The 12,544-nt window shown below is 73.1% G+C and carries 9 protein-coding genes; 6 read left to right on the top strand and 3 right to left on the bottom strand.

From position 1 onward, the window contains the following. The first annotated feature begins 28 nt into the window (after nucleotides 1-28). Both HK417_RS04155 and HK417_RS04150 read left to right on the top strand, forming a co-directional pair. The gene (locus HK417_RS04155; protein WP_222263637.1) at nucleotides 29-2,089 is read left to right on the top strand and encodes an NAD(+) synthase; all 2,061 of its coding nucleotides are present in this window, start codon (nucleotides 29-31) and stop codon (nucleotides 2,087-2,089) included. Between the two features lie 179 nt (nucleotides 2,090-2,268). After that, nucleotides 2,269-4,671 carry a RelA/SpoT family protein gene (locus HK417_RS04150; protein WP_222263634.1) on the top strand — a complete coding sequence of 801 codons (2,403 nt, stop codon included), beginning with the start codon at nucleotides 2,269-2,271 and terminating at the stop codon, nucleotides 4,669-4,671. 117 nt (nucleotides 4,672-4,788) lie between these two features. On the opposite strand, the gene HK417_RS04145 is transcribed toward HK417_RS04150, so the two are convergent. Next, a complete protein-coding gene (locus HK417_RS04145; RefSeq protein WP_222263631.1) occupies nucleotides 4,789-5,643 on the bottom strand; it encodes a peptidylprolyl isomerase in 855 nt (284 codons plus the stop codon). A gap of 149 nt (nucleotides 5,644-5,792) precedes the next feature. On the opposite strand from HK417_RS04145, the gene HK417_RS04140 reads away from it, so the two are divergent. Genes HK417_RS04140 through aspS form a run of 4 tightly spaced genes read left to right on the top strand, consistent with a single transcriptional unit; the run spans nucleotide 5,793 to nucleotide 10,554 of the window. Continuing rightward, nucleotides 5,793-6,491 (top strand): MBL fold metallo-hydrolase, encoded by a 699-nt coding sequence (locus HK417_RS04140; protein WP_222263628.1) that lies wholly within the window; start codon nucleotides 5,793-5,795, stop codon nucleotides 6,489-6,491. Next, nucleotides 6,488-7,750, top strand: a complete 1,263-nt coding sequence (gene hisS, locus HK417_RS04135) for a histidine--tRNA ligase (RefSeq protein WP_222263625.1) — start codon at nucleotides 6,488-6,490, stop codon at nucleotides 7,748-7,750. The genes HK417_RS04140 and hisS overlap by 4 nt, the downstream gene beginning before the upstream one ends. Beyond that, on the top strand, nucleotides 7,747-8,748 hold the full coding sequence (locus HK417_RS04130) for an aldo/keto reductase (protein ID WP_222263622.1): 1,002 nt from the start codon (nucleotides 7,747-7,749) through the stop codon (nucleotides 8,746-8,748). The genes hisS and HK417_RS04130 overlap by 4 nt, the downstream gene beginning before the upstream one ends. Nucleotides 8,749-8,775: 27 nt before the next feature. Further along, nucleotides 8,776-10,554: an aspartate--tRNA ligase gene (aspS, locus tag HK417_RS04125; RefSeq protein ID WP_222263619.1), complete on the top strand. Its 1,779-nt coding sequence runs from the start codon at nucleotides 8,776-8,778 to the stop codon at nucleotides 10,552-10,554. Nucleotides 10,555-10,618: 64 nt separating this feature from the next. Here aspS and HK417_RS04120 read toward each other — a convergent pair whose 3' ends face one another. Together HK417_RS04120 and HK417_RS04115 are read right to left on the bottom strand one after the other, a co-directional pair. Beyond that, nucleotides 10,619-11,491, bottom strand: coding sequence for a hypothetical protein (locus HK417_RS04120; protein WP_222263616.1), 873 nt, complete (start codon nucleotides 11,489-11,491; stop codon nucleotides 10,619-10,621). Between the two features lie 170 nt (nucleotides 11,492-11,661). After that, complete coding sequence (locus HK417_RS04115; RefSeq protein WP_222263613.1) at nucleotides 11,662-12,522, bottom strand: aldo/keto reductase; 861 nt, start codon at nucleotides 12,520-12,522, stop codon at nucleotides 11,662-11,664. Nucleotides 12,523-12,544: the final 22 nt, after the last annotated feature.

Raw genomic sequence — 12,544 nt, 5'->3', positions numbered from 1 at the left:
CCTGACCGGCGGATGACATGATCGGCCCGTGACGAGTCAGGGCGCCGACGGCTTCCGCTCCCTCTACCGGCACGGGCTCGCCCGGGTGGCCGCGGTGACCATCCCGATCTCGATCGCGGACCCGCACACCAACGCCGCGTCGGTCATCGCGCAGGCCCGCGAGTGCCAAGACGACGGCGTGGCGGTGGCGGTGTTCCCCGAGCTGTGCCTCACCGGCTACTCCATCGAGGACCTGCTGCTGCAGGACACCCTGCTGGACACGGTCGAGACCGCGCTGGCCGACGTCGTCGCGGCGTCCGCGGACCTCGGGCCGGTGCTGGTCGTGGGGGCGCCGCTGCGGCACCGGAACCGGGTCTACAACACCGCCGTGGTGGTGCACCGCGGGAGGGTGCTCGGCGTCGTCCCGAAGTCCTACCTGCCGACCTACCGCGAGTTCTACGAGGGCCGCCAGCTGGCCACCGGCGTGGACGAGGTGGGCGGCTCCCTCACCCTGGGCGGCGCGACCGTCCCGTTCGGCCCGGACCTGCTCTTCGCCGCCACGGACCTGCCCGGTCTGGTGCTGCACGTGGAGATCTGCGAGGACATGTGGGTCCCCGTCCAGCCCAGCGCCGAGGCGGCGCTGGCCGGGGCCACGGTGCTGGCCAACCTCTCCGGCAGCCCGATCACCGTGGGCCGGGCCGACCACCGCAAGACCCTGGCGCAGGCGACGTCCATCCGCTGCCTGGCCGCCTACGTCTACTCCGCCGCCGGGCAGGGTGAGTCGACCACCGACCTGTCCTGGGACGGGCAGACGATGGTCTACGAGAACGGCGTGCTGCTCGACGAGACCGACCGCTTCCCCGACGGTCCGCGCCGCGCCGTCGCCGACGTGGACCTGGACCTGCTGCGCGCCGAGCGGGCCCGGATGGGCACCTTCGACGACAACCGCCGGGCGCACGTCGCCCGGACCGGGCACCGCCGGATCGGGTTCCGGCTGGACCCGTCCCCGGCCGACCTCGGGCTGCGCCGCCGGGTGGCCCGCTTTCCGTTCGTCCCCGCCGACCCCGAGCGGCTCGCGCTGGACTGCTACGAGGCCTACAACATCCAGGTCGTCGGGCTGGAGCAGCGGCTGCGCGCGATCGGCTGGCCCAAGGTGGTCATCGGCGTCTCCGGCGGACTGGACTCCACCCACGCGCTGATCGTCGCCGCGCAGGCGATGGACCGGGCCGGCCGGCCGCGCAGCGACATCCTGGCCTTCACCCTGCCCGGGTTCGCCACCGGCGAGGAGAGCAAGCGCAACGCGGTGGCGCTCTCCAGGGCCCTGGGGGTCACGTTCGAGGAGCTGGACATCCGCCCTGCGGCCACCCAGCTGCTCACCGACCTGCGGCACCCGGCGGCCGCCGGCGAGCCGGTGTACGACGTCACCTTCGAGAACGTCCAGGCCGGGCTGCGCACCGACTACCTGTTCCGGCTGGCCAACCAGCGCAACGGGATCGTGCTGGGCACCGGGGACCTGTCCGAGATCGCGCTGGGCTGGTCGACCTACGGGGTCGGTGACCAGATGTCGCACTACAATGTGAACTCCGGGGTGCCCAAGACGCTGATCCAGCACCTGATCCGCTGGGTCATCTCCTCCCGGCAGTTCGACGACGAGGTGCTGCAGACCCTGGCCCGGATCCTCGCCGCGGAGATCAGCCCCGAGCTGGTGCCGGCCACCGAGGGAGAGCCGGTGCAGAGCACCGAGGCGAAGGTCGGCCCGTACGCCCTGCAGGACTTCACCCTCTTCCACGTGCTGCGCTACGGCATGCGCCCCTCGAAGATCGCCTTCCTGGCGCTGCACGCCTGGTCCGACGTGGCGGCGGGGGAGTGGCCGCCGGGCTTCCCGGCCGAGCGGCGCCAGCAGTACGGGCTGCCGGAGATCCGGCACTGGCTGGAGGTCTTCTGCCAGCGGTTCTTCGCCTTCAGCCAGTTCAAGCGGTCGGCCATGCCCAACGGGCCGAAGGTGTCCGCCGGTGGCTCGCTGTCCCCGCGGGGGGACTGGCGCGCGCCGTCGGACGCCTCGGCCCGGGTGTGGCTGGACGAGCTGCGGTGCGGGGTGCCGGACGCCTGACGACAGCCCCGGGAGCATCGCAGCGAGGAACGAGCGAGGAGCCGACCGGGGCGCGGAGTCAGGCCAGGAGACAGGCTGAGCCGGGACACCCCCGTCCGGGTGGCCGGATCGGGCGTCGTCCGGTCGTGCACGACTAGCATGGCGATGGACCTGCCCTCCTCGACCGTGCAGGAGTCGCCGTGGCCTCGGACGTCGTGACCCCCCGGAGCTCCGACGCGCCCGCAGCCGAGCAGGCCCCGCAACTCCCGGCGCTGCCCGACCGGCCCACGGTCCAGCGTCCGGACGACGTCGCCCCCGAGCCGGCCGGTGAGAACGAGGTCGTACCCCGCCGTCGGGTCCGGGACCGGCTGGCCCGCCGCATCGTCGCCGGGCAGCGCTCCAGCGGCATCCGGCCGGTGCTCGAGCCGCTGGCCGCCCTGCACCGGCAGAGCCATCCGAAGGCCGACCTCGCGCTGCTGCAGCGGGCCTACGACGTCGCCGAGGAGGCGCACGCCGCGCAGAAGCGGAAGAGCGGCGACCCGTACATCACCCATCCGCTCGCCGTCGCGACCGTGCTCGCCGGACTGGGCATGGACACGACCACGCTGGTCGCGGCCCTGCTGCACGACACCGTGGAGGACACCGGCGTCACCCTCGACGCGATCCGCGCCGACTTCGGCCCGGAGGTTGCGCACCTGGTCGACGGCGTCACCAAGATCGACAAGGTCAAGCTCGGCGACGCGGCGCAGGCCGAGACGATCCGCAAGATGATCGTCGCGATGTCCCGCGACCCGCGGGTGCTGGTCATCAAGCTCGCCGACCGGCTGCACAACATGCGCACGCTGCGGTTCCTCCCGCCGGAGAAGCAGGAGAAGAAGGCCCGCGAGACGCTGGAGATCCTCGCGCCGCTGGCCCACCGGCTGGGCATGAACACGATCAAGTGGGAGCTCGAGGACCTCGCGTTCGCCACGCTGTACCCCAAGCGCTACGACGAGATCGTGCGGCTGGTAGCCGAGCGCGCGCCGTCCCGCGACACCTTCATCGCCGAGGTCACCGCGCAGGTGACCGAGCAGCTCAAGGCCGCCAACATCGAGGCGACCGTCACCGGCCGGCCCAAGCACTACTACTCGATCTACCAGAAGATGATCGTCCGCGGCCGGGACTTCACCGACATCTGGGACCTGGTCGGCATCCGCATCCTGGTCGACTCCGTGCGCGACTGTTACGCGGCGCTGGGCGTCATGCACGCCCACTGGCAGCCGGTGCCCGGCCGGTTCAAGGACTTCGTCGCGATGCCGAAGTTCAACATGTACCAGTCGCTGCACACCACGGTGATCGGCCCGCAGGGCAAGCCCGTCGAGCTGCAGATCCGCACCCACGACATGCACCGCACGGCGGACTACGGGATCGCGGCGCACTGGAAGTACAAGGAGAAGGCCCGCGCCGGCGGCAAGGTCGAGGCCGGGCCCATGCCGGGCACCCCCGGTGACGACATGCTGTGGCTGCGCCAGCTGCTGGACTGGCAGCGGGAGGCGCAGGAGCCCGGCGAGTTCCTGGAGACCCTGCGCTACGACCTGGGCCCGCAGGAGGTCTTCGTCTTCACGCCGAAGGGCGACGTCATCAGCCTGCCCAGCGCTGCGACGCCGGTCGACTTCGCCTACGCGGTGCACACCGAGGTCGGGCACCGGTGCATCGGCGCGCGGGTCAACGGGAACCTGGTCTCGCTGGACAGCAAGCTGAGCAACGGCGACGTGGTGGAGGTCTTCACCTCCCGCTCACCCACGGCCGGGCCGTCGAAGGACTGGCTGACATTCGTCGGGTCGTCCCGGGCGCGCACCAAGATCCGCCAGTGGTTCACCAAGGAGCGCCGCGAGGACGCGATCGAGGCCGGCAAGGAGGCGCTCACCAAGGCGATGCGCAAGGCCGGGCTGCCGCTGCAGCGGCTGCTGGGCGGGGACGCGCTGGCCACCCTCGCGGCCGACCTGCACTACGCCGACGTCAGCGCGCTGTACGCCGCGGTCGGGGAGAACCAGGTCTCGGCGCACTCACTGGTCGACAAGCTGCTCACCGCGATGGGCGGGTCCGAGGGCGCCGCGGAGGACATCGCGGAGACCGCGATCCCCACCAAGCGCACGGTCGCCCGCTCGGCGAGCGGCGACCCGGGCATCGTCGTGCACGGCATGACCGAGGTGTGGGCCAAGCTCGCCAAGTGCTGCACCCCGGTGCCCGGCGACGACATCCTCGGGTTCGTCACCCGCGGCGGTGGCGTCAGCGTGCACCGCACCGACTGCACCAACGCCGCCGACCTGCAGCGCAAGCCGGAGCGGCTGGTGGAGGTCGAGTGGGCGTCCCAGCCCGGCGCGGTGTTCCTGGTCGCGATCCAGGTCGAGGCGCTCGACCGGCACCGGCTGCTGTCCGACGTCACCCGGGCGCTGGCCGACGAGCGGGTCAACATCCTCTCCGCCTCGGTGCAGACCAGCCGCGACCGGGTGGCGATCAGCCGGTTCACCTTCGAGCTCGCCGACCCTGCGCACCTCGGTTCGGTGCTGCAGACGGTGCGCAACGTGGACGGTGTCTTCGACGTCGAGCGCGTCACCGCGTAGCAACAGCAGAACGGCCTGGCTCCGTGAGGAGCCAGGCCGTCGCTGTTCTTCAGGCCCCGCTGCAGGGTCCCGCCCCGAGCGTGCGAGGCGTGGGGGGCAGCGGGGTCCTTCTGCTGATCACTGCACGACGGTCATCGAGGTGATCGTCACCGGGGTGTTCGGGGCACCCCCGCCGGGACTCGGCTCGAAGGACCCGTCGTTGCCCGCCGCGGCGATCGCGTCCAGCACGGCCAGGCCGGCCTCGTCGACGGTGCCGACCGCCGTGTAGTCCGGCGACAGCTGGGTGTCGGTGAAGCACAGGAAGAACTGGCTGCCTGTGGAGTTCGGCGTCCCGCTGTTGGCCATCGCGATGGTCCCGCGCGGGTAGGTCGTCTCCGCGGTGACCTCCTGGCCGAACTTGTAGCTCGGGCCGCCGGTCCCGGTCCCGGTCGGGTCACCGCACTGGAGGACGCCGAAGGTCTCCTGGTTGACCTCACGGTGACAGCTGCTGCCGTCGAAGAAGCCCTGCTGGGCCAGGTAGGTGAAGCTCGACGCCGCGCACGGCGCCCCCTCCCGGTCCAGGGTCAGCGTCAGGTCGCCCTGATCGGTGCTCATCCGCAAGGTCGACGTGCCCGTGGTCGGCGTGCTGGCCGCGTCGGGCGGGGTGCCGACGTCGGTCAGGTTCGTGTTGCCCGACGTGTCGGGGATGAAGTTGCAGGCCACGGTTCCGTCGGCGTTGGTGGCGGTCGCGGCGGCGGCGGGGGCACTCTCGGCGGCCGAGTCGCTGCTCGCCGCGCCGGCCGTGTCCGCGGTGTCCGCGGGGTCGTCGAGCCCGGTGATGATGAACAGCGCGGCCACCACGGCCAGCACGGCGAGGGCCGTCACGCCGATCAGCAGGTTGCGCCGGCGCTTCTTGGCCTGCTCCTCCCGCCGCTCGAGCTGGCGCTGCAGCCGTCGCTGCGCGGCCTGACGGCGCTGCTTGTTGGTCGGCACTCTTCTCGGGCTCCTCGGACGTGCGGATCGGGCACGGGGCGACGCGCGACTGGGTGCCCCGGCGGTCTCGAGGGCGCAGTCTAGGCGGGCTCCCTGTGCGACCCCGGCAGCGGCGCTGGGCTCGTCGGCCGCCCGCGTAACCTGCACGGGTGCTCATCCGCTCGTTCCCCGCCGGCGCGTTCGGCACCAACTGCTACGCCGTCGCCCCCCGGGCCGGGTCGTCGGCGCTGCGGCAGGAGTGCGTCGTCGTCGACCCGGGGATGGACGCCGTCGAGCCGCTGGGCCGGATGCTCGCCGAGAGCGGCCTGCACCCGGTGGCCGTCGTCCTCACCCACGGGCACCTGGACCACACCTTCTCGGTGCTGCCGGTCTGCACGGGGTACGGCATCCCGGCCTACCTGCACCCGGCCGACGACGGGATGCTCGCCGACCCGGCGCGCTGGCACGGCCCGCAACTGGCTCCGCTGGCCGGTGCCGTGCAGCTGCCCGACCCCGAGGACGTCGAGCCGCTGGTGGACGGCGCCACGCTGTCGCTCGCCGGGGTGGACCTCACCGTGCGGCACGCCCCGGGGCACACCCCGGGCTCCGTCGTCTTCTCCCTCGACCTCGCCGACGCGCCCGGACTGCTGGCCGGCGACGTGCTGTTCGCCGGCTCGGTGGGTCGGGTGGACCTGCCCGGCGGCTCGTGGGCGGACATGCTGCAGTCGCTGCAGGACGTCGTCCTCCCGCTGGACGACGACACCGTCGTGCTGCCCGGGCACGGACCGGCGACGACGATCGGGCGCGAGCGCGCCACCAACCCGTACCTGGCCGAGGCGGCCGGCGCACCGAAGGGACGAGGACTGTGAGCGGGCTGAGCGCCCCCAAGGGCACGTTCGACACGCTGCCCCCGGAGTCGGCCCGGTTCCTGGCCGTGCGCGACGCGCTGACCGCGCCGCTGCGGCGCGCCGGCTACGGCTACGTCGAGACCCCCACGTTCGAGGAGACCGCGGTGTTCGCCCGCGGGGTGGGGGAGTCCACCGACGTCGTCTCCAAGGAGATGTACACGTTCCTCGACCGCGGCGGCCGGTCGCTCACCCTCCGCCCCGAGCTCACCGCCGGACTGATGCGCGCGTTCATCGAGCACCGGCTGCACGCCGGCGCGCTGCCGGTGAAGCTGTGGGCCGTCGGCTCGGCGTTCCGGTACGAGCGGCCGCAGGCCGGCCGGTACCGGCACTTCACGCAGGTCGACTGCGAGGCCCTCGGCGTCGACGACCCCGCGCTGGACGCCGAGGTCGTCGCGCTGGCCGTCCAGGGCTTCCGGGACCTGGGCCTGCGCGACTTCGAGCTGCTGCTCACCTCGCTCGGCGACGCCACCTGCCGGCCGCAGTACCGGGAGCTGCTGGTCGAGTACCTCGCCAAGCTGGACCTGGACGAGGACACCCGGCGCCGGGCGGAGATCAACCCGCTGCGGGTGCTGGACGACAAGCGGCCCGAGGTGCAGGCGCAGCTGGACGACGCCCCGCTGATGGTCGACCACCTGTCGGACGCGACGAAGGCGCACTACGACGCCGTCCGCCAGTACCTCACCGACCTCGGCGTGCGGTGGACCGAGGCGCCGCGGCTGGTCCGCGGGCTGGACTACTACACGAAGACGACCTTCGAGTTCGTCCACTCCGGGCTCGGTGCGCAGTCGGCGATCGGCGGCGGCGGCCGCTACGACGGCCTCTCGGCCGCGCTGGGCGGCCCGGACCTGTCCGGGATCGGCTACGCGGTCGGCGTCGACCGCACCTTGATGGCGGTGCAGGCCGAGGGCCTCGACCTCGGCGCGGCGGCGGGGGTGCAGGCGTTCGTCGTCCCGCTGGGGGCGGAGGCCAAGCGGCTGGCCGTGAAGCTGGTCGGGCAGCTGCGGGAGGCCGGGATCTCCGCCGACACCGTCTACGGCGACCGCGGGCTCAAGGGTGCCATGAAGGCCGCCGACCGGTCGGGGGCCTCGCACGCGGTGGTGCTCGGGGACCGGGACCTCGCGGCGGGCGTCGCGCAGCTGAAGGACCTGCGGAGCCAGGACCAGGTCGCCGTCCCCCTGGGTGAGCTGTTCGACCGGGTGCGTGCGACGGTTGCCCCATGACCTCCAGCACTCCACTCGAGACCCGGCCGCTCGGCCGCACCGGTGCCGCCGTCTCCGTCGTCGGCCTGGGCACCTGGCAGCTGGGCGGGGACTGGGGCAACGTGTCCGAGCACGACGCCGCCGGCGTCCTCGACGCCGTGCTCGACGCCGGGGTCACCCTGCTGGACACCGCGGACGTCTACGGCGACGGCCGGTCCGAGGAGCGGATCCGCAGCGCGCTGGCCGACCGCGGGGAGCGTCCGTTCGTCGCCACCAAGGTCGGCCGGCGGGCCGACCCGTTCGTCGCCGAGCAGTACACGCCGGAGAACCTGCGGGCCTGGGTCGACCGGTCGCGGCGCAACCTGGGCATGGACACCCTGGACCTGGTGCAGCTGCACTGCCCGCCGCCGGCCGTCTTCTCCGACGAGCGGGTCTACGACACGCTCGACACCCTGGTCGAGGAGCAGGCGATCGCCGCGTACGGCGCCTCGGTCGAGACCGTGGCGGAGGGGCTGACCGCCCTGCAGCACCCCGGCGTGCAGACCGTCCAGGTCATCCTCAACGTCTTCCGGCGCAAGCCGCTGGAGGAGCTGCTGCCCGCGGCCCAGCGGGCGGAGGTGGGCATCCTGGCCCGGGTCCCGCTGGCCAGCGGGCTGCTCACCGGCAAGTACGACGAGTCGACGACGTTCGCCGCCGACGACCACCGCACCTTCAACCGCCACGGTGAGGCCTTCGACGTCGGCGAGACCTTCTCCGGGGTGCCCTTCGAGGTGGGCGTCGCCGCGGCCCGGGAGGTCGCCGAGATCGCCGGCCCCGAGGAGTCCACCGCCGCCTTCGCGCTGCGCTGGGTGATCGACCAGCCCGGGGTCACCACCGTCATCCCCGGCGCGCGCAACATCAAGCAGGCGCTGGACAACGTGGCGGCCGCCTCCCTCCCGCCGCTCACCGACGCCCAGCTCGCCGACCTCGAGCGCGTGTACGACGAGCGCATCCGCGCGCACGTGCACGACCGCTGGTGAACCCTTCCCTCTGAGAAAGGTCCTCACGTGCTCCGCACCCACGAGGCCGGGGCGCTGCGCGCGTCCGACGCCGGCTCCACGGTCACCCTCGCCGGCTGGGTCGCCCGCCGGCGCGACCACGGCGGGGTCGTCTTCCTCGACCTGCGGGACGCCTCGGGCTACGCCCAGGTCGTCGTCCGCGAGGAGGAGGCGCACCACCTGCGCGCCGAGTACTGCGTGCTCGTCGCCGGGCAGGTGCAGCGCCGTCCGGAGGGCAACGAGAACCCCGACCTGCCGACCGGCGAGATCGAGGTCGTCGCCTCCTCGCTGCAGGTGCTGTCGCCCTCGGCGCCGCTGCCGTTCCCGATCGAGACCTCGCAGGCGGCGGGGGACGACGTCCGCTACAAGTACCGCTACCTCGACCTGCGCCGGCAGGGTCCCGCCCGGGCGATGCGGCTGCGCAGCGAGGTCAACCGGATCGCCCGCGGCGCGATGGCGACCCTCGGCTTCGTCGAGGTGGAGACCCCGACCCTCACCCGGTCCACCCCCGAGGGCGCCCGGGACTTCGTCGTCCCGGTGCGGCTGCAGCCGGGCAGCTGGTACGCGCTGCCCCAGTCCCCGCAGCTGTTCAAGCAGCTGTTGATGATCAGCGGGCTGGAGCGGTACTACCAGATCGCCCGGTGCTTCCGGGACGAGGACTTCCGCGCCGACCGGCAGCCGGAGTTCACCCAGCTGGACTTCGAGATGAGCTTCGCCGACCGGGACGACGTCCTGGCCGTGGCCGAGAGCGTCATCCGGGCCCTGTGGCGGGAGCTCGCCGGGTACGAGGTGCCGCCGATCGAGCGGATGACGTACCGCGAGGCGATGGACCGGTTCGGCTCGGACAAGCCCGACCTGCGGTTCGGCACCGAGCTGACCGAGCTCACCGACTACTTCGCCGAGACGCCGTTCCGGGTGTTCCAGTCGCCCTACGTCGGGGCGATCGTGATGCCCGGCGGAGGCGCCCAGCCGCGCCGGGCCTTCGACGCCTGGCAGGACTGGGCCCGCTCGCGCGGCGCGAAGGGCCTGGCCTACGTCACCGTGGCCGAGGACGGCACGCTGGGCGGGCCGGTGGCCAAGAACATCTCCGAGTCCGAGCGAGCCGGGCTGGTCGAGGCCGTGGGGGCGAAGCCGGGCGACTGCGTGTTCTTCGCCGCCGGCGCGCGCCGCTCGTCCCAGGAGCTGCTCGGGGCCGCCCGCAACGAGGTGGCCCGGCGGCTGGAGCTGATCGAGCCGCGGAGCTGGTCGTTCCTGTTCGTCGTCGACTTCCCGATGTTCGAGCAGACCGAGGACGGCGACTGGACCTTCATGCACCACCCGTTCACCTCGCCCACCCCCGAGTGGCGGGACAAGTTCGCCGACGACAAGGGCGGGGCGCTGTCGGACGCCTACGACCTGGTGTGCAACGGCAACGAGCTGATGAGCGGGTCGGTCCGCATCCACGACGCCGAGGTGCAGGAGCGGGTGTTCGAGACCCTGGGCATGTCCCGGGACGAGGCCCGCGAGCGGTTCGGCTTCTTCCTCGAGGCCTTCGAGTACGGGCCGCCGCCGCACGCCGGCGCCGCCATCGGCTGGGACCGCACCTGCGCCCTGCTGGCCGGGGTGGAGTCGATCCGCGAGGTCATCGCCTTCCCGAAGACCGGTGCCGGGTACGACCCGCTCACCGGTGCCCCGACGCCGATCACCGAGGCGCAACGCACGGAGGCCGGCATCGACGCGAAGCCGGAGGAGAAGCCGCTGCCCGGGGAGCCCGGCGCGCCGGGCCCGACCAACCCGGCCCACTCCTGACAGCCCGTTGATCATCGGCGAACGGCTCGACCCAGCGGCGTGTCGGGCGGCCGTTCGCCGATGATCAACGGGGCGCCGGCCGCCAGCCACGGCTGACCAGCGCGGCCCGGGTCCGCGCCACCACGGTCCAGGGGGAGCCGAGGTGCTGCGTGGCGAACCGCAGCACCAGCCAGCCGTCGGCCGCCATCAGCGAGTAGCGGTGGATGTCCCGACCGAACTGCTCCGCCTCCGCATGGTGGCGTCCCTCGTACTCGAGCAGGACCTTCCAGTCGCTGTAACCAAGGTCGCCGTGCGCGACCACCAGGCCCGTCCCGTCGTGCACCTCCACCTGAGGTCGAGGGGTCGGGAGGTCGCTGGCTGTCAGCCACCAACGGATCAGGCTCTCCGGGCGGGACTGCGCCAGCGGGCTGAGCAGCGGCGCCACCTGCCGGGCGCGGACGACGCCCCGGACCCGATCGGCGCGGCGCAGTCGCTCGCCCAGTCGCATCGGGTCCAGGTGACGCTCGCGCCAGAGCGCGTCGCCGACCGCGGCCAGTTCGGCGGCGGGGAGGACGGCGGCGAGATCGAGGAACGTCTGCGCGCCGGACGTGAGGCGGAGCCCGTGGTGGACCACGACGTCGGCCGGCCCGAGCCGGCGCCCGTGGACGACCAACCCGGTGTGCTGCGGGAGCACGCGGCGCGGTGTCAGGGCCAGGTGCGGCCTGGCCGGAGGGTCGACCGGCGCGCCGAGCAGCGCGGCCGCCGTCCGGTGACTGAACGCCGCGTCGGCGGGGAGCACGGTGGCCAGCAGGCGCAGCCGATCCTCCTCGTCCAGCGCGTCGTCGAGGCGCACCACGACACCGTGGGCGAGGCGGACGTACTCGGGCCGGCGGAGCTGACCGCGGGTGAGCCCCAGACCCCGTGCGGCGGCGACGGTGAACGGCTCGGCTGGCGGCATGGGTCCACGCTGGCGGCAAGGGCTGATCGCCGCACCACCCTGCGGGCATCTGTGGATTCGTGCCGGGCCTGTGGATCACGCCCCTACCCGCGTTGATCATCGGCGAATGGTCGCTCGACACGCCGATGAGACGAGCCGTTCGCCGATGATCAACGCGGGAGCGGTAAGGGTCAGGCGGCGTTCAGCCGGGCCAGCTGCTCGGGGCTGAGCTGCAGGTCCGCGGCGGCGGCCGAGTCCAGGATCGACTCCCGGCGGGAGGCGCCGGGGATCGGCAGGACGACGTCGGCCTGCGCCAGGTGCCAGGCCAGCGTCACCCGGTACACCGAGACGCCGAGCTCCTCGGCGACCGCGGCGAACTCGTCGGCGGTGGACTCCAGCGACTTCGCCGAGGAGATGCCCCCGAACGGGCTCCACGGCAGGAAGGCGAGCCCGACCTCCGCGCAGTGCGCCAGCTCACCCGCCGAGGAGCGGTAGCCCGGCGAGAACTGGTTCTGCACGCTCACCAGCGCCGGGCCGACGATCGCGCGGGCGGCGTCGATCTGGGCGACGTCGGCGTTGGAGATCCCGACCATGCGCACCAGCCCGTCGTCGTGCAGCCCGCGCAGCGCGCCCATGGTCTCCTCCCACGGCGTGGCCGGGTCCGGGCGGTGGAACTGGTAGAGCCCGATGGCCTCCACCCCGAGGCGGCGCAGCGACCCCTCGCAGGCCCGGCGCAGGTACGCGGGGGTCCCGTCCAGCTCCCAGTCGGTGCCGCGGCGGGTGTGCCCGCCCTTGGTGGCGACCAGCACGCCGGAGGTGTCGCCGCCGTACCCGGCGAGCGCCCGGGCGACGAGATCCTCGTTGTGGCCGAACTCCGACTCGTCCCGGGCGTAGGCGTCCGCGGTGTCGATGAGGGTGACCCCGGCGTCCAGGGCGGCGTGGACGGTCGCGATCGCGTCCTCCGGTGACGGGCGGTCCTCCTTGGTCGAGAGGGGCATCGCCCCCAGGCCGATCGCGCTGACCGTGGTCTTCCCGAGGCGTCGCTGCTGCACGGGATCGTCGTGCCCCGCGGGT

It is taken from the genome of Modestobacter marinus, from assembly GCF_019799945.1.
GTDB lineage: Bacteria > Actinomycetota > Actinomycetes > Mycobacteriales > Geodermatophilaceae > Modestobacter > Modestobacter marinus_B.
Note: the sequence above shows the minus strand (reverse complement) of the source record. Positions and strands in the feature narration are given on the sequence as shown.

What these genes read in the sequence shown, in the direction of transcription:
- HK417_RS04130 (WP_222263622.1), top strand. Translation starts at nt 7,747, where the DNA reads ATGACCTCCAGCACTCCACTCGAGACCCGGCCGCTCGGCCGCACCGGT.
- HK417_RS04120 (WP_222263616.1), bottom strand. Translation starts at nt 11,491, where the DNA reads ATGCCGCCAGCCGAGCCGTTCACCGTCGCCGCCGCACGGGGTCTGGGG.